Genomic DNA, 16,368 nt, shown 5'->3' with positions numbered 1-16,368 from the left:
CGTCCTTTTTCTTTGGCTGCTACTTATTTGTCGTTAAGACAAACTACACCTGGAAGTTCTTTACCTTCCATAAATTCTAATGACGCACCGCCGCCAGTAGAAATGTGGCTCATTTTATCAGCCATACCGAATTTTTCAACAGCTGCTGCAGAGTCACCACCGCCGATAACAGAGTATGTACCTTCTGCATCTGCTAATGCTTGTCCTACTGCTTTTGTACCTTCTGCAAAAGGAGTCATTTCAAATACACCCATTGGTCCGTTCCATACAACAAGCTTAGAGTTTTTAATTACATCTGCGTAAATTGCGCTTGTTTTCGGCCCGATATCCACACCTTCCCAATCAGCAGGAATAGAATCGATATCTACAATTTGTACGTTTGCAGTTTCAGAGAAATCATCTGCAATTACGCAATCAACTGGCATGTAGAAGTTTACGCCTTTTTCTTTCGCAAGTTCCATAAACTCTTTTGCTAAATCAACTTTGTCATTTTCACATAGAGATTGTCCGATTTCATGACCTAACGCTTTAACGAATGTATAAGCAAGGCCACCACCGATGATTAAGTTATCTACTTTGTCTAATAGATGACGAATTACACCGATTTTATCTTTTACTTTCGCACCACCGATGATCGCTGTGAATGGGCGCTCTGGGTTAGAAAGTGCTTTACCTAATACTTCTAACTCTTTTTCCATTAAGAAGCCTGATACTGCTGGTAGGTAGTCTGCAATACCTGCAGTAGAAGCATGAGCACGGTGAGCTGCACCGAATGCATCGTTAACGAAAAGATCAGCAAGAGCTGCAAATTCTTTTGCTAATTCTGCATCGTTCTTTTCTTCGCCCGCATAGAAACGTACGTTTTCAAGAACTAATATGTCGCCTTCGTTCATTGCTGCAACCATTTCTTGTACAGCTGGTCCGAATGCTTCGTCTGCTTTTTTCACGTCTTTACCAAGAAGCTCACCTAAACGTGCAGCTACTGGAGTAAGACGCATTTCTTCTACTACTTGGCCTTTTGGACGACCTAAGTGACTTGCTAAAATAACTTTCGCTCCTTGCTCTACTAAATATTGAATTGTAGGAAGAGCTGCACGAATACGAGTCTCGTCTGTAACTTTGCCATCTTTCATAGGTACGTTGAAGTCAACGCGGCAAAATACTCGTTTACCCTTTAAATCTACGTCACGAATTGATTTTTTGTTCATTGGATTTCCCTCCGACTAGTTAGGATTGACAAAACCCATTCAAAAGCTTATCACATTTGCTTCTAAAACGAAAGAAGAGAGAGGGAACAAACCCTCTCCCTCGTTTTGTCATTGAGAACTTATAAACTTAAGAATTAAAGACCTTTAGAAGCGATGTAGTCTACTAAGTCAACTACGCGGTTAGAGTAACCAGTTTCGTTGTCGTACCAAGAAAGAACTTTAAGCATGTTGCCTTCCATAGTCATTGTAGATAATGCATCAATTGTAGAAGAATTTGTGCATCCGTTATAGTCGATAGATACTAATGGCTCTTCGCTGTATCCAAGGATACCTTTTAATTCGCCTTCAGCTGCTGCTTTGAATGCTGCATTTACTTCTTCAACTGTTACTTCTTTGTCAAGTTCAACAACTAAGTCAACAAGAGAAACGTTAGCAGTTGGAACACGTACTGCGCCACCGTTTAATTTACCTTTAAGTTCTGGTAATACTAATGCTACCGCTTTAGCTGCACCAGTTGTAGTTGGAATCATGCTCATTGCTGCTGCACGTGCACGACGTAAGTCTTTATGTGGTAAGTCTAAGATTTGTTGGTCGTTAGTGTAAGAGTGAATTGTTGTCATCATTCCACGTTTGATACCGAACTTCTCGTTAAGAACTTTAGCGAATGGTGCTAAGCAGTTTGTAGTACAAGAAGCGTTAGAGATTACATTGTGTTGAGATGCATCGTATTCTTCGTGGTTAACACCCATAACAACAGTGATATCTTCGTCAGAAGCTGGTGCAGAGATGATAACTTTTTTAACTGATCCACCTAAGTGTTTTTCAGCGTCTGCTTTTTTAGTGAAGCGTCCAGTAGATTCTACTACTACTTCTACTCCGTAGTCACTCCATGGTAATTGTGCTGGGTCACGCTCAGCGATAACTTTGATTTCTTTACCGTTAACAACGATGCTGTCGCCGTTAGCAGATACTTCTGCGTTTACTGTTCCGTGAACAGAGTCATATTTTAAAAGGTGAGCTAAAGTGTTAGCGTCTGTTAAGTCGTTGATTGCTACTACTTCCACGTTAGGGTTGTTAAGAGCTGCGCGGAATACCACACGTCCGATACGTCCAAATCCATTAATACCAATTTTAGTCATTTGAATTTCCTCCTTGGGGGATTATATTAAAGGGTAATACCCTTTGTTAACTGTTTTGCTGCACCTTCGTCTGTAATTAGAATCGAAGTGTGCCCTTGTTTAATTACAGCCTGTATTGCTTTTGCTTTTGAAGAACCTCCAGCGACTGCAACAACGTGAGATACATGATGTAAATCTTTTAGCTGCATACCTACTGTTTGTACTTTATGAACGACATTACCTTGTTCATTGAAGTAATAACCGAAAGCTTCGCCGACTGCTTCACTTGTTTTAATTTTCATCCAATCTGCTTCTGAAGTACTTCTGCGACGTGCCATTGTTAACGCATCACCTATTCCATGAATGACGATATTGGAAGATCGAATCAACTCAAGAACTTCTTTCACGGAAGGCTCTGTTACAATGGAAGCATATGCTTCGCTACTAACATGGTCTGGAACATACAATAAGCGATAATTACTCATCGTATTCTGTGCCATTTTTGCACAAATGGTATTGGCCTCTAATTCGACGCCTTCTCCAATTCCACCACGTGCTGGGACAAATAGCATATGTAAATCTTTGCAATCTAGTTGCATCATGTCCGCAGCAGCAGCTAGCGTTGTTCCTCCAGCCACAGCAACGATATTATTCGCTGTCAGATGATCTTTTATACAAGTCACACAAGCACGGCCCATCTCCAGCTTGACCCAGGGTGATTCATCACTATCACCAGGAACAACGAAAACTTCATCCAAGTCTAATGTTTCCTTAAGTTGTTTTTCTAAAACCTTTAACCCGGAAATTTCTTTCATAAAGTCTTCCAAAGCAAGAACCACAGTTGTTCCTTCTTCTGTTAAAGTCATTCCAGAAGAGGCGACGTGAACTAAGTTTTGTTCTTTCAAAACTTGTACTTCACTTCGCAATACTCGTTCTGTCATACCAAGACTTGCAGATAAATTTCTTCTGCCAATCGGCTGCATGAGACGAATGTGCTGAAGAATTTGCATTCTCGTTTGCATAACAGGTAGCAGATCAGGTAATAATTTTTTTGTATTTTGAATCCATGAGCGCATATCTTTTCTCCTCACTGCATCGGTTCATTTTCCCTCGTGGTCACTTTGTGTCCCGTAGTGACATTTTATGTCCCACTAGGTTTAAAAAAATAATCCCTGCTACGTTTATTATTGTAACAGGAGATAGAAACTTATTCAACTCTTAACTGCATTCTTTATATAGTTTATTATGACATCTTTGTGAATGACACCGCATCCCGCCTGTTTTCCGTCAATTTCCACGACCGGAATCATAAGTTGATACTTTTCTAAAAGCTCATCGTCTTCATATATATCTATTTCCTCGATTTCAAAAGAATATACATGCTGTACCTCTTTCAAAATCTGTTTTGCTTTCACGCAAAGGCCACAATCTGTTTTCGTATATAAAACAACCTTCATCTTCTTCACCTATCCAATTGTTTTTCGAAGAGAAGAAGCAGGAATGTTCATTTGTTCTCGATATTTTGCAACTGTTCTACGAGAAATAACGATTTCATGCTCTTCTTCTAACAATTTTGAAATTTTCTGATCGGAAAGTGGTTTTTTCTTGTTTTCTTTTTCTACAAGCGTTTGCATCAATTGCTTTACACGTTTTGTAGAAACGGCCTCATCTTCTGTTGTCACCACTGCATTGCTAAAAAATGATTTCATTTCAAACAATCCGTGCGGCGTTTGTACATATTTATTACGGGTAGCACGGCTAATTGTAGATTCATGTACACTTAGTTCTTCAGCTACTTCTTTTAAGGAGAGTGGTTTTAAGTACTCTGGCCCCTGCCAAAAGAAATCATGTTGTTTCTTCATAATGATTTCCATCACTTGCAAAAGCGTTTGTTTCCGTTGCTTTAAACTGCGCATAATCCACTGCACATGCTGATACTTCTCAGATACATAAGAAGCAACCTCACTTTCACTATTATGAAGAAGTGCACTATACTCTGAATGAATTTCAATCCTTGGCATGTTACGTTCATTCATTTGTAAAACGAGACGATCGCCGTCCTTTTTAACAGCCATATCAGGAACAATATAAAGCGGTTTTTCAGAGCTAAACGCAAGCCCTGGTTTTGGCTGAAGCGATGTAATACAATCAACAGCTGATTGTAATTCTTCATTATTACATTTCATAACATGGCTAAGTTTCCGCCAATCTTTCTTAACAAAATACGCGAAATGTTCATCCACAATCATTTCTGCCAGCTCATCTCGTTTTTGTAAGCGCTTCAATTGAAGTGATAGACACTCCTGAATATTACGTGCTCCCACCCCCGCTGGCTCTAATGACTGGACAAGCTCCATAGAACAGTCCACTACATCAATATGTGCTGCAAGTAGTTCTGCTAATTCTTCATTTGTTTCTTGTAAATAACCATTCTCATCCATGTTCATAATGATGAAAGAAGCTGCTTTTCGCTGTTCTTCATCTATTTTATAATACTGTATTTGATCTAATAAGTGTTGCTGAATCGTTGTCGAATCCACACTGTAAATTTCCATTTGATTATCAATTTGTTTGCTTGTACTTTTACTTTTGCTTGAGCTCTTTTTCTTCTCCCTCTCAAAGCCACCTAACTCAATAAGGGGATTCTCTAACGATTGCTCATACAAAAACTCCGATAATTCCTGCACATTATATTGGAGCATTGTAATCGCTTGTCTTAACTCTTGTGTCATGGCCAAACGTAAGCTTTGTTCTTGTAAAAGACTTGCCTTCAAACTAATCTCCCCCTTGTTTCTATTGTACAATAAGTTCCCTAAAAGGAGAATCCTGCGCAGATACCCATTCCAAATATTATTAATTTATATGTATTAATGAAATTTACATCTTACAACTGAAAAATGGATAATATTGAAAGAAAACAATAAAAAATATATATAAATACAAGTTGAAGAACTGACATAAAACCTTTCTTTTTTGAGTAGAAGAGAGGATCCGCTCAAAAAAGAAGCGGTCAGTGCCTTTTTTAGCCCCGTGCCAAGTGAAAACAAAGAGAGAGACCAAATGCAGGTCACCTTTTGTTCTTCATAACGGCGACTGATACGCTTGAAAATCAAAATGAATATATAACAATCATTTTTTATAACCACATACTAATAGTAAATCTTATGAACAGATATAACAAGAAGGAAATAAAAAAGTCCTAACCTACAAATGTAAGTTAAGACTTTTTGACGCGCCCAGAGGGATTCGAACCCCCGGCAGACGTGGTACCGGAAACCACCGCTCTATCCGACTGAGCTATGGGCGCATAAATGATATATTGGTAATTATATCTTCTTATGCCAATGTACGCAACTACTATCATATAAAAAAGCTCTCCTCACTATTTCTTCAAAAACAAATCATCAATCCTAAATTTGGTAATTATAATTTAGGTCCTACTCACAAATTATAATCATTGAATTCATATTCTTAAGGAGGCTTCATTCAATGACTGTAATTACAAAATTAAAACAAACTGTTTCTGGATTAAAAAGTGCGCAAGCAAGCTTAGAAGGGTTCGCTCTTGATACGGACAACCAACAAGCAAAACAACTTTTCCAAACAGCTGCACAACAAACACAATCTATTATTGATTCTTTAAACCCACGTGTTGATGAAGTTCAGCAAGAAGAGCCTCAATACGGACAACAATAAGTGAAAGTACTATACCATCTCATGGCACTCACTTTTTGAGAAACAGAAAAAGGATGATTCCATATCATCCTTTTTCACTCAGATTACATAAAGCAATAGAAATGGAATGATCGTAATGCGAAAACTTGGAATCATAACCGCGTTATTCGTACTCCTACTCAGCTCATTTACCGGCTGTGGTAGGAGTCCATTAGATAAAAAAGTAAAAAAAGAAGAAGCGAAACGAACAGAGGAAAAGAATGGTCCAAAGTTAACGAAGATGAGTACAGAATCCTTTAATCAGTCTATCTCTCAAGAGGCAAAGAAGAAAGTACTTGCTATGGAGGAAATAATAAAAGCCACAGCCGTTAACTCCAACTTAGATCTTTACATAGCTGTCAAACCAGAGCATCACGAAAGATTTGGTTTAAAACCTCTGCGCACCAAAATCAAAAAACAATTAAGCGATGAGTATCCTACTTTCGATATTCGAGTAAGTACAGATCGAAAAATTTTCATGCTGTTAGATACGCTAGAGAACAAAATTAAGAAAAAAGAAGTAAACAAGGATCAGATTAAAAAACAATTAAAGCTCATTCAATCAGAAATAAAATCCGATACGTAATTGTACGTTTTCTAAAAGAAAAGGAAGGATTCAAATGTCCAGTAAAGACAAAAATTTAACACCTGTACAACAGGAATATAAAAAATTCGCACAACAGCGCGAACCGAAACGGCCTGTTTTAAAAAATTGTATAAAAGCTTTTTTTGTTGGCGGTCTTATCTGTTTTATTGGCCAACTCATCTCTACCTTTTATATCACCTATTTCGATTTCACTGAAAGATCTGCTGGAAACCCAACAGTAGCGACACTCATTTTCATCTCTATGTTGCTAACTGGATTCGGTGTGTATGACCGTCTTGGACAATTTGCTGGCGCTGGTACAGCTGTACCGGTTACTGGTTTTGGCAATTCTGTTATCGCCGCATGCATCGAACACCGCACGGAAGGTTTTGTCCTTGGGGTAGGTGGCAATATGTTTAAATTAGCAGGATCCGTTATTTTATTTGGTGTATTTTCTGCTTTCGTAATCGCTCTTATTAAAACCATTCTTATTCAATGGGGAGGCTTGTAAATGTTACAAGGACACCGAACATGGGTATTTGAAAATAAACCAGTTATCATTTCAACAGGTGTAATCGGTGGGCCATTTGAAGCAAAAGGAAAAATCCCTGAAGACTTTGATACTCTTCATGAAGATTTATGGCTCGGGCAAGATTCTTATGAAAAGGCGCATAAAATTTTATTTGAAGAAGCTTGTAGCCGCGCAACGGAGAAAGCAAGACTTCGTAAAGAAGATATTCAATTTGTACTCGCCGGAGACTTAATTAACCAAATTACACCTTCAAGCTTTGCTTGTCGTACACTTGGCACTCCTTATCTTGGATTATTTGGTGCTTGCTCTACTTCTATGGAAGGCCTTGCTCTCGGTGCAAGCATTGTAAATGCAAAAGGTGCAAAATATTTATTAACAGGTTCATCAAGTCATAATACAGCCGTGGAAAAACAATTCCGCTATCCAACTGAATACGGCGGTCAAAAACCACCTACCGCTCAATGGACCGTAACTGGTGCTGGGGCTGCGCTTTTAAGTAGTGCAGGAGATGGACCGCGTGTGACATCCGCAACAATTGGACGGATTGTTGATATGGGCTTAACTGACCCCTTTAACATGGGAGGCGCGATGGCTCCAGCTGCTGTCGATACAATCGAAGCACATTTACGCGATATGCAAATTGATGCATCTCACTATGATTTAATCGTAACGGGCGACCTAGGTCATGTCGGACGTGAAATTTCCTATGATTTACTGCATAAACACGGAACAAAAGTAAAGAGCGAGCAATTTCAAGATTGTGGATTGCTCATTTATCGGGAAGGCCAACCCGTCTTAGCTGGCGGAAGCGGGGCAGGTTGTTCAGCAACAGTCGTATACGGACATTTATTAAACCGAATGAAGAAGGGTGAGTTCAAAAGAATGCTTGTCGTAGCGACCGGCGCTTTATTGTCTCCTCTTACATTTCAACAAGAAGAAACCATTCCGTGCATCGCTCATGCCGTATCGATTGAATTTGGAGGTGTAGAGCAATGATTTTTTTCTGGGCTTTTGTCATCGGTGGACTCATCTGCGTAATCGGACAGCTTATGTTTGATGTCGGTAAGCTCACGCCCGCTCACACAATGGCAACACTCGTTGTTGCTGGTGCTATATTAGATGGATTTAATTTATATGAACCACTAATCGATTTTGCCGGAGCTGGGGCAACCGTTCCGATTACAAGTTTCGGAAACGCCCTTGTTCATGGAGCAATGGCAGAAGCGGCAAAGCACGGGATTGTCGGCGTTATAACAGGTATGTTTAAAGTAACCAGTGCTGGTATCTCCGCAGCCATTATATTCGGATTTATCGGCGCATTACTATTTAAACCAAAAGGATAAGAGGTGTTCCCATGACCGTTGTTGCTAGTGTAAAAACATGTCTCGCTAGTTTAAAAGGTGCCCAAGCAAGTTTAAGTACCCTTTCACAAGACGCGGCTGACGAAGAAGCAAAACGCGTTTTCCATGAATGTATGTTAGAAATGGATAGTGTTATCGCTGATTTAAAGAACAGAATTTCGATGTTAGAACGGGAAGAACCACAATATAAAGGATTTTAGGCAAACTGGAGGGAATTTATATGCCTCACATTCACATACCAGAATGGCCACTTGTCATTATACGTTCTTTATGTATCTTGATTATTTTATTCGCTATCACAAAATGGCTTGGAAAAAGACAAATCTCTCAGCTTTCTTTTTTCGAATACATAGCCGGTATGACAATTGGTGATATCGCTGCTGAAGTATCGACTGGTCTAGAACAAAACTTTTTCCACGGTGTTTCCAGTATACTTGTTTTTGCGATCGTACCTTTTCTCGCTGGACTTGCTTCTTTAAAAAACAAAACAGTACGAGACTTCTTTGAGGGAAAATCTACTGTTTTTATAAAAGATGGAAAAGTACTCGAAGATAATTTGAAGAAGGAAAAATATACAAGCGATGAATTACTCGAACTCCTTCGTAAAAAAGATGTATTCAACATAGCTGATGTTGAATTTGCTGTATTAGAGCCAAATGGCGAATTAAACGTCTTATTGAAGAAGGATAGACAACCACTAACCGCAAAAGACATCGGACTAAAAGTGCCAAACGAAAAGGAAACACATACAGTGATTATGGATGGCAATGTACTAGATGAACCACTTTCAGCTAGCGGTCATAATCGCGCTTGGCTTCACATGGAGTTAGAGAAGATTGGAGTTGTAATAGAAAATGTCTTTCTTGGACAAGTCGACTCTTACGGACAACTTACTATCGACATCTATAATGACAAAATCCAAATGCCTTCGCCTCAAAATAAGCCATTGCTATTAGCTTCTCTAAAAAAATGTCATGCTGATCTTGAATTATTTTCTTTAGAAACAAAATCGAAATCGGCAAGCCAAATGTATAGTAAAAATGCACAACAAATCGAACACATTTTAAATAAAGTAACCTACCTCTTAAAAGAATAGGAACCAAAAGGACGCTTCTACAAAAAAGGCGTTCTTTTGTTTTTTATAAATAACATACTTCTCCTATTACGTTTAAATTTATATAATTCGGTTATGATGTTGAAGATACATAAGCAGGGAATTCCAAAAACATAGCGAATAAATCATGATACAACTACATATTTTTTGATTTAAAGTGGTTTCGTTTGACCTTTATTGACCATAATTGTATTATAAGACTAAGAAAGCTTTCAAAGGAGGAAATAACAGATGAATTTAATTCCTACAGTAATTGAACAAACAAATCGTGGAGAACGCGCTTACGATATTTACTCTCGACTATTAAAAGACCGCATCATTATGCTTGGTAGCGCAATTGATGACAACGTAGCAAACTCAATCGTTTCCCAGCTTTTATTCTTGGAATCTCAGGATCCAGAAAAAGATATTCACATCTACATCAACAGTCCTGGCGGTTCTATCACAGCAGGTATGGCAATTTACGATACAATGCAGTTTATTAAACCACAAGTATCAACAATTTGTATCGGTATGGCAGCATCTATGGGTGCGTTCCTACTTGCAGCAGGTGAAAAAGGAAAACGTTATGCACTTCCAAACAGTGAAGTAATGATTCACCAACCACTTGGCGGAGCACAAGGTCAAGCGACTGAAATCGAAATCGCTGCAAAACGTATCCTATTCTTACGTGAAAAATTAAACCAAATTCTTGCTGATCGTACAGGTCAACCATTAGAAGTTCTACAACGCGACACAGACCGCGACAACTTCATGACAGCAGAAAGAGCACTAGAATACGGCTTAATCGATAAAATCTTTACAAATCGTTAATAGATTAAAAGCGGAAGCGGCTCGTTTAAAAAGGTTGCTTCACAAAAAAGCTATCGCATATGCGATAGCTTTTTTCTTATGGAATAGCGAAAGTGTTTCGAAACAAAACGCTAATAGAAGCTTTAATCAGTACCACTGGTTAAAATTTCACTTTCTCTCCCACCTAATTCTCCCTCTGAATCTTGAGATAGGAGCTCATTCTACGAAAGAACAAGTGAAGAGCAGTATGTTTCCAAAAGTAGAAAGGAATTCAATATTATGCATAGTCTCCTTAATATTGATTTTTATCTAGTTTAATATACCCTATCCAGTTACTCGATATATTCTCTAAAAGCTAACTTATTTTCAACTATAATCTGCTTATTTCCAATTGACGTCATAAATCCTAAATCTTCAAATTTACTTAATTTACGACTAATTGTTTCTCTTGTCATTCCTATATAGTTTGCCATTTCTTCTCGTGTCAATGGTAAGTTTATAAGTATTCCTTTATCAGTATCTTTACCATACGTTTCACAAAATTCTAGAATTATATAGGCGATTCTAACTTCCGGATTATTTGTTGCCAAATTGTGTGCTAAATTCTCCGTGTGTGCTAACCGTTGTGTAACGGTTTTTAACAATTTTAATGCAATACCTGGATTCCGCTCCATAATACTATCCATATCAACTTTTGTTAACATACAAATTTTTGTATCTTCTATAGCATATGCACTGAAATTACTCTTCTCATCGCAATTAAATATATTTAATTCACAAAAACATTCACCACTTGTTAAAATATGCAAGATTTGCTCTTTTCCTTGAAGAGTTAATTTGGATAACTTTACTTGCCCCTGATTAATAATAAATAATGTATCTGACTTCTCTCCTTCATGAATTAATGGTTGCCCCTTTTTAAATTGCTTATGTTTTGTCATTGAAGCTATTTTTAAAATTTCTTCATCAGATAGGGACTGAAAAATGAGGACCTTTCTTGGACAAGGCTTCACTGTATTTTTACGATAACATTTTTCTTTCACATTACCTCACCTAACTTTAAATATATTATATAAAGTGAAACTTTAATCAGTAAGAATTTTCTTATCCCTTGCCTAACCTCTCTACTTTTGCTGAATTCTAATCGTATCTACATTATTATATCTTTTCTTAAAGTACCCACGTGTGACCCCAATCACATAAAAAACTCTTTCCTTATAAAAAATAACGAGAGATTAAATAATCTTCTCGTTACTTTTTTTGCTATTCTTCTACTGGCGCAAAATGTTCAGTATCTTCTCCACATACTGGACACACCCAATCTTCTGGTAAATCTTCAAAACTTGTTCCTGGTTCTATATCTTCGTCTGGATCTCCAATTTCTGGATCATAAATATAACCACATGGTAAACAAATATATTTTTTCATTATAATGCCTCTTTCTATTACCATATTAAGATTGTAGTTTCTCTTTTACCTTGCTCATTATTTCACTTATATTCGTATTTTTTATATTGATCTCTTCCAATGATACTTGTTCTTCAATAGCGGATTTGTAAGGGATAGATGCAACTACTCCTTCTAATGAGATAACACCTACTATTTTATTATCTTTAATAAACAACCTTGTATATTTCTCTTTGCCATCCTCTTCAACAATCGTTGTATCACATTGTTTTTCATCAATACATCCAATTGAAAATAAAGATATATCAAACGCATTAAAGATTGTAACTGGAATTGCTTTCTTGTAAGTAGCAGAAATAGAAACCATGTTACTACCTGCAATTTTCCCTTGATCCATTGCTCGTCCCCATAGACCGTCAATTTCACCATTTACCTCCGCTACATCCCCAGCAGCATATACAGACTCCACATTCGTTTCCATCATCTCATTGACAACAATACCTCTATTTAAGTGGATAGGAGTATGATTCACTAGTGAAATGTTAGGAGTGACTCCAATTGAATACACAACACTATCACAAGCAATTCGTTGATCACCATTTACTTTAATTCCAGTTACTTCTTCTCCTCCGAGAATAGAATCAATAGTTGTATTTAAATATACCTTTACTCCTGCACTTTCAATTTTTTGTTTTAATAAAAGAGACGTTTTCTCATCTAATTGTCCTCCCATTAATTTATCTGCAACTTCTACAATTGTTACTTTTTTACCTGCATTCACGATAGACCAAGCTGTTTCTAATCCTTGTACGCCTCCCCCAATGTTTACAACACTCTTTTTACCTTCTAAACATGTTTTAAAATCATCCGCGTCATGCATGTCTCTAATCGTAAAGACATTTTTTTTATTTATTCCATCTATTCGTAGCTTCTTATTATTTGCACCTGTACAGATTAACAGTTTGTAATAAGCAATTTTTTCATTATTCGCTGTAACAATATGTTGCTGCTTCGTATCTATTTTTACCACCTTTGTATTTGTAAAAACTGATATATTATTTTTTTGGTACCACTTCTCTTTTTTGATTAAAACTTTTTCGCTATGCAAATCTGTGTATAACTCTTTTGATAGTTTAATTCTGTTATAGGGTAAAGGCGATTCTTCACCAAAAATGAATATATTTGAATCTTTATCATGGTCTCTAACTATTTTTGCAGCATTTACAGCAGCTACTCCGCTTCCGATAATAACAAAATTCTTTTCCATGTCTTCACCTACGTTTTTCTATTAAATAGAGCTTAATAATAAGTCTGTAACAAATGTTGTTGCATGTTTGATTTGTTGTGTTTTTTCTTCACTCTTTGGAGAGAATCTTATGCGAATAGGGAATTCAACATGAGTCATACCTGTAGATTTAATAACATTTGATGTACTTTGGACATTCATGTTTGTTTCATTTAGGTAATCTTGTACTACCTCGATTGCTTCACCACTCCAACCGTATGATCCGAATGCAGCTGCGATTTTCCCTTCTAAGTTCATTTCCTTCACTTCTATTAAAATTTCTTCTAAGTTTCCAATCATATCTGCATATTTAGTTGACGATCCGATGAAGACTGCATCTGCTTCTTGAATACTTCCTAGAATCTGAGCTTTATCCGATTTATCAGCATTAAATACTGTTACTTTAATATTATCTGCCTCGAATGTTTCTTTAATGATATTCGCAATTTTTTTCGTGTTGTTTTTAATAGTTGTATATACAATTGTTACTTTTTTACCTTGCGTTGTATCTTTACTCATTTCTGCATATAAATCGATATATTTTTGGACATCTTTTCGTAAAATGTACCCATGAGATGGAGCGATCATTTGTACATCTAAACCTTCTAATGCCTCTATTAACGTTCTAACATATCTTCTATGTGGATGAATAATTGCATTATAATAACCAATAAAATCTTCTGTGATATCTACATTCGCTTCATCGATAAAAATTTCATCATTCGCTACGTGAGTACTAAAAATATCACATGAGAATAAAATTTTATCCTCTATGCAATACGTGATCATTGTTTCTTCTGTATGAAGATATGGGGTTTCCTTAAATTTCAATGTTTTTCCACCAATATCTAATGTGTCACCATCTTTTACAACTAAAAAATTCCTGTTATGCAATTTATACATTTCTTGCAACTCAGGTACTGCAATTTCTGTGCATACAATTGTAGCTTTTGTAGCCCTTGATGCTAGTGCTGCCAAGCCACCTGAATGATCAGGTTCTGTATGATTCACTACAATATATTGAATTTCTTGTGGATCAATTAATTCACTTAAATATTCTACAAATTCTCTTCCAAACTCTAGATCAACTGTATCAATCACTGTTGGTTTTTCAGTTTTTAAAAGATACGCATTATAAGTTGTTCCTTTTGCTAAAATTAAACGATGAAACGGAACTTCTCTATTATCAATTTTTCCAACCCAATATATATCCTCTGTTAGCTTAATTTCTCTATTCATATTTTTCATTCCTCCTGATTGTTATCTGTTAACAACAAATGTATTATAAAAATTTCCCTAAGATAAAAAGATGACTGGAATCACATTTTGCGAAAACAAATAAAAAAAGTACTTTAGTAAATGAAAATCTTTTTCTTTACTAAAGTACTTTTTCACATATTTATTTTGTAGCTACAAGAACTAATGCAGACCCATTAGGTAAATACGCCTCTTTTTTAAAATTACCGAAAGTTTCTACAGCCCGAAAACCACATTCTTTTAACATAGGCAGGAGTTGTTTTTTCGTAATAGGATATAACGGAATACTATTTGACAATTCCTTATCATCCACATTCAATGTTGCAGTAAATAATACTTTTTCTCCTTCTAGCGTATAATTACGCTTAAAGGAGAAATGTTTCTTCTCTAGTACCGGAAATTTGAAATTATTTTCATCTAATACTTTTTCATAATTTACAATTTGAATCATTAGTTTTCCGTTTGCTTTTAATTTTTCATAAGATCCACAGATAAAATTAAAGATTTCTTTCGTATTATCTAAATGAACAAGTGTATTTCCAATACAATAAATACCATCAAATACTCCAGGCACATTTTCAATTTGTTGCATCCCAAATGTATTTACACTAAATATCCCTTCGTAAACTGCAGCCTTCTCTCGAATTTTTGCAGCCAGCGTCTTCTCTGGTTCCATTGCAGTAACAGCAAAACCCTTTTCAACTAGCGCTTGGGCTACATTACCTGTTCCTGCGCCCACATCCAGTATAGAGCTACCTTTTTGTAAATAAGAGACTATAAAATTTATTTGTTTCTCATTTGCAGGAAAAAGTTCATCATAATATGGCGTTAACGTTTGATGGAAAGTCATTATTTATACAGTCCTTTCAGTATCTAGCATTCAAATCATAATCAATTACTACCCGCAAATAGCAGGATAATATATATGAAATGTAAAAAAGCTATTTGAATCAGTTTCCTTATCAAAATATTACTGAACCATCACAAATTTACTGTAATAATTACGAGAAATTATTACAGTAAGGCTTTGGCTAACAACATTACTGTAATAAAAAAGTAAATCGAATTTACAATCTCTAAAATACCCAATTTTAAAATTGAAATATTTCTACCATAAAATATTATGGATCGTACTAAACTTGGTATAAAGATAATGCTAAACCACGGTGATACAATTAAAGTAATAATCACAAGTAAAGAATGGTACCCCCACGAAACCCAACGATACGTTGGATTCTTTTTCTCACGAATCATCGACTTTACATAAAACGTACTTCCCATAAAATATAAAAATGATATCACTGCAATTACACATGCTTTCTCATCAACTGTTTTCATTGTGAAATAATAACTAATTATTCCACCTATACAAAACAAAATAATAGCAAATATATCATTTAACAAAGCTCGTTCGTTTTTTTGACGTGAAAAATAAATATTTATGAAAAAGCATGGAAGCATAACAATGGAGAACAACAAAATACGCCATTCATATATAAGAGCAACGATCGCGAACACACAAGCCACACTAAAATAAAGAAAGAAATAATATAGGTAATACTTCTTTCGGGGGTGTTTTACATACATTAATAAAGGATACGTAGCTAAGTATACGAATAACCATGCCAAAAAAAGTGGAATATGGTACCACGTCCCTTTGCCAATTAATACACCTAAAATAAATGGAATAAGCAACATTCCCCACGCTCCATGCTGCTTTGGAATAATTAACTTCATTCTTTCGACACTCTCCCCCAAAGTTTTGATCAATAATGTCATATCGTACTACATACAAAAATATTTCAAATGTTTTTTATAATGCTTTGCTGCTGAATCAAACAAAAGGATCGAGGTCAATATCTATATAAAATAAATTCCCCATATCCTCTTTCATTAAAGATAAGCTATGTTCAAAGAGGATACTGTGAGTAAAATCACTGCATTATTTTTTCTTTGCAATTTTAAATTCATATGAATGGCTCATTTATTATAGG

19 protein-coding genes and 1 tRNA gene are annotated in these 16,368 nt (G+C 36.1%); 8 read left to right on the top strand and 12 right to left on the bottom strand.

All coding sequences use genetic code 11. The annotated features are described in order from the left end of the window. Window positions 1–23: 23 nt before the first annotated feature. The 6 genes from ACM6HU_RS15715 to ACM6HU_RS15690 all read right to left on the bottom strand — a co-directional run bounded on the left by ACM6HU_RS15715 (window position 24) and on the right by ACM6HU_RS15690 (window position 5,633). Window positions 24–1,208, bottom strand: a complete 1,185-nt coding sequence (locus ACM6HU_RS15715; RefSeq protein ID WP_016112484.1) for a phosphoglycerate kinase — start codon at window positions 1,206–1,208, stop codon at window positions 24–26. Window positions 1,209–1,342: 134 nt separating this feature from the next. Then, window positions 1,343–2,347 (bottom strand): type I glyceraldehyde-3-phosphate dehydrogenase, encoded by a 1,005-nt coding sequence (gene gap, locus ACM6HU_RS15710; protein ID WP_016112485.1) that lies wholly within the window; start codon window positions 2,345–2,347, stop codon window positions 1,343–1,345. A gap of 26 nt (window positions 2,348–2,373) precedes the next feature. After that, window positions 2,374–3,402, bottom strand: a complete 1,029-nt coding sequence (gene cggR / locus ACM6HU_RS15705) for a gapA transcriptional regulator CggR (RefSeq protein WP_016112486.1) — start codon at window positions 3,400–3,402, stop codon at window positions 2,374–2,376. A gap of 135 nt (window positions 3,403–3,537) precedes the next feature. Further along, entirely contained in the window at window positions 3,538–3,783 is a 246-nt protein-coding gene (locus ACM6HU_RS15700; RefSeq protein ID WP_016132395.1) for a glutaredoxin family protein, read from the bottom strand. 9 nt (window positions 3,784–3,792) lie between these two features. After that, window positions 3,793–5,100 carry an RNA polymerase factor sigma-54 gene (rpoN, locus tag ACM6HU_RS15695; RefSeq protein WP_016112488.1) on the bottom strand — a complete coding sequence of 436 codons (1,308 nt, stop codon included), beginning with the start codon at window positions 5,098–5,100 and terminating at the stop codon, window positions 3,793–3,795. A 457-nt stretch (window positions 5,101–5,557) separates the two neighbouring features. Beyond that, window positions 5,558–5,633: transfer RNA gene (locus ACM6HU_RS15690), tRNA-Arg, on the bottom strand. A 182-nt stretch (window positions 5,634–5,815) separates the two neighbouring features. Between ACM6HU_RS15690 and ACM6HU_RS15685 the strand changes: the two genes are divergently transcribed. The 8 genes from ACM6HU_RS15685 to clpP all read left to right on the top strand — a co-directional run bounded on the left by ACM6HU_RS15685 (window position 5,816) and on the right by clpP (window position 10,446). Continuing rightward, a complete protein-coding gene (locus ACM6HU_RS15685; protein WP_003201925.1) occupies window positions 5,816–6,022 on the top strand; it encodes a DUF1657 domain-containing protein in 207 nt (68 codons plus the stop codon). A gap of 115 nt (window positions 6,023–6,137) precedes the next feature. Next, window positions 6,138–6,626, top strand: coding sequence for a YhcN/YlaJ family sporulation lipoprotein (locus ACM6HU_RS15680; RefSeq protein WP_016112489.1), 489 nt, complete (start codon window positions 6,138–6,140; stop codon window positions 6,624–6,626). A 34-nt stretch (window positions 6,627–6,660) separates the two neighbouring features. Continuing rightward, window positions 6,661–7,137 carry a stage V sporulation protein AC gene (spoVAC, locus tag ACM6HU_RS15675; protein ID WP_016112490.1) on the top strand — a complete coding sequence of 159 codons (477 nt, stop codon included), beginning with the start codon at window positions 6,661–6,663 and terminating at the stop codon, window positions 7,135–7,137. Beyond that, window positions 7,138–8,154, top strand: coding sequence for a stage V sporulation protein AD (gene spoVAD, locus ACM6HU_RS15670; RefSeq protein ID WP_016112491.1), 1,017 nt, complete (start codon window positions 7,138–7,140; stop codon window positions 8,152–8,154). It abuts the gene before it with no gap. Continuing rightward, a complete protein-coding gene (spoVAE, locus tag ACM6HU_RS15665; RefSeq protein WP_016112492.1) occupies window positions 8,151–8,501 on the top strand; it encodes a stage V sporulation protein AE in 351 nt (116 codons plus the stop codon). The genes spoVAD and spoVAE overlap by 4 nt, the downstream gene beginning before the upstream one ends. 11 nt (window positions 8,502–8,512) lie before the next feature. Beyond that, complete coding sequence (locus ACM6HU_RS15660; protein ID WP_003201916.1) at window positions 8,513–8,719, top strand: DUF1657 domain-containing protein; 207 nt, start codon at window positions 8,513–8,515, stop codon at window positions 8,717–8,719. 20 nt (window positions 8,720–8,739) lie between these two features. After that, window positions 8,740–9,615: a DUF421 domain-containing protein gene (locus ACM6HU_RS15655; protein WP_077294618.1), complete on the top strand. Its 876-nt coding sequence runs from the start codon at window positions 8,740–8,742 to the stop codon at window positions 9,613–9,615. A 249-nt stretch (window positions 9,616–9,864) separates the two neighbouring features. Then, on the top strand, window positions 9,865–10,446 hold the full coding sequence (gene clpP / locus ACM6HU_RS15650) for an ATP-dependent Clp endopeptidase proteolytic subunit ClpP (protein WP_001049163.1): 582 nt from the start codon (window positions 9,865–9,867) through the stop codon (window positions 10,444–10,446). Window positions 10,447–10,757: 311 nt separating this feature from the next. Here the strand turns inward: clpP and ACM6HU_RS15645 are convergent, their stop codons facing one another. The 6 genes from ACM6HU_RS15645 to ACM6HU_RS15620 all read right to left on the bottom strand — a co-directional run bounded on the left by ACM6HU_RS15645 (window position 10,758) and on the right by ACM6HU_RS15620 (window position 16,111). Beyond that, complete coding sequence (locus tag ACM6HU_RS15645; protein WP_016112494.1) at window positions 10,758–11,468, bottom strand: Crp/Fnr family transcriptional regulator; 711 nt, start codon at window positions 11,466–11,468, stop codon at window positions 10,758–10,760. A gap of 220 nt (window positions 11,469–11,688) precedes the next feature. Then, complete coding sequence (gene rd, locus ACM6HU_RS15640; protein ID WP_000759862.1) at window positions 11,689–11,853, bottom strand: rubredoxin; 165 nt, start codon at window positions 11,851–11,853, stop codon at window positions 11,689–11,691. Between the two features lie 25 nt (window positions 11,854–11,878). After that, window positions 11,879–13,099, bottom strand: coding sequence for an NAD(P)/FAD-dependent oxidoreductase (locus ACM6HU_RS15635; protein ID WP_016112495.1), 1,221 nt, complete (start codon window positions 13,097–13,099; stop codon window positions 11,879–11,881). A gap of 21 nt (window positions 13,100–13,120) precedes the next feature. Next, window positions 13,121–14,356: an FprA family A-type flavoprotein gene (locus ACM6HU_RS15630; protein ID WP_016112496.1), complete on the bottom strand. Its 1,236-nt coding sequence runs from the start codon at window positions 14,354–14,356 to the stop codon at window positions 13,121–13,123. 160 nt (window positions 14,357–14,516) lie between these two features. Then, window positions 14,517–15,224 carry a class I SAM-dependent methyltransferase gene (locus ACM6HU_RS15625; RefSeq protein ID WP_414848252.1) on the bottom strand — a complete coding sequence of 236 codons (708 nt, stop codon included), beginning with the start codon at window positions 15,222–15,224 and terminating at the stop codon, window positions 14,517–14,519. Between the two features lie 164 nt (window positions 15,225–15,388). Beyond that, window positions 15,389–16,111 carry a YwiC-like family protein gene (locus ACM6HU_RS15620; RefSeq protein ID WP_016112498.1) on the bottom strand — a complete coding sequence of 241 codons (723 nt, stop codon included), beginning with the start codon at window positions 16,109–16,111 and terminating at the stop codon, window positions 15,389–15,391. Window positions 16,112–16,368 lie beyond the last annotated feature (257 nt).

It is taken from the genome of Bacillus sp. IT-79MI2, assembly GCF_949768135.1.
Lineage (GTDB): Bacteria > Bacillota > Bacilli > Bacillales > Bacillaceae_G > Bacillus_A > Bacillus_A pseudomycoides.
Note: the sequence above shows the minus strand (reverse complement) of the source record. Positions and strands in the feature narration are given on the sequence as shown.

Bases quoted from the DNA above. Each gene is read 5' to 3' on its own strand.
- ACM6HU_RS15715 (WP_016112484.1), bottom strand. From the start codon at position 1,208: ATGAACAAAAAATCAATTCGTGACGTAGATTTAAAGGGTAAACGAGTA.
- gap (WP_016112485.1), bottom strand. From the start codon at position 2,347: ATGACTAAAATTGGTATTAATGGATTTGGACGTATCGGACGTGTGGTA.
- cggR (WP_016112486.1), bottom strand. From the start codon at position 3,402: ATGCGCTCATGGATTCAAAATACAAAAAAATTATTACCTGATCTGCTA.
- ACM6HU_RS15700 (WP_016132395.1), bottom strand. From the start codon at position 3,783: ATGAAGGTTGTTTTATATACGAAAACAGATTGTGGCCTTTGCGTGAAA.
- ACM6HU_RS15685 (WP_003201925.1), top strand. From the start codon at position 5,816: ATGACTGTAATTACAAAATTAAAACAAACTGTTTCTGGATTAAAAAGT.
- ACM6HU_RS15680 (WP_016112489.1), top strand. From the start codon at position 6,138: ATGCGAAAACTTGGAATCATAACCGCGTTATTCGTACTCCTACTCAGC.
- spoVAC (WP_016112490.1), top strand. From the start codon at position 6,661: ATGTCCAGTAAAGACAAAAATTTAACACCTGTACAACAGGAATATAAA.
- spoVAD (WP_016112491.1), top strand. From the start codon at position 7,138: ATGTTACAAGGACACCGAACATGGGTATTTGAAAATAAACCAGTTATC.
- spoVAE (WP_016112492.1), top strand. From the start codon at position 8,151: ATGATTTTTTTCTGGGCTTTTGTCATCGGTGGACTCATCTGCGTAATC.
- ACM6HU_RS15660 (WP_003201916.1), top strand. From the start codon at position 8,513: ATGACCGTTGTTGCTAGTGTAAAAACATGTCTCGCTAGTTTAAAAGGT.
- ACM6HU_RS15655 (WP_077294618.1), top strand. From the start codon at position 8,740: ATGCCTCACATTCACATACCAGAATGGCCACTTGTCATTATACGTTCT.
- clpP (WP_001049163.1), top strand. From the start codon at position 9,865: ATGAATTTAATTCCTACAGTAATTGAACAAACAAATCGTGGAGAACGC.
- rd (WP_000759862.1), bottom strand. From the start codon at position 11,853: ATGAAAAAATATATTTGTTTACCATGTGGTTATATTTATGATCCAGAA.
- ACM6HU_RS15635 (WP_016112495.1), bottom strand. From the start codon at position 13,099: ATGGAAAAGAATTTTGTTATTATCGGAAGCGGAGTAGCTGCTGTAAAT.
- ACM6HU_RS15630 (WP_016112496.1), bottom strand. From the start codon at position 14,356: ATGAATAGAGAAATTAAGCTAACAGAGGATATATATTGGGTTGGAAAA.
- ACM6HU_RS15625 (WP_414848252.1), bottom strand. From the start codon at position 15,224: ATGACTTTCCATCAAACGTTAACGCCATATTATGATGAACTTTTTCCT.
- ACM6HU_RS15620 (WP_016112498.1), bottom strand. From the start codon at position 16,111: ATGAAGTTAATTATTCCAAAGCAGCATGGAGCGTGGGGAATGTTGCTT.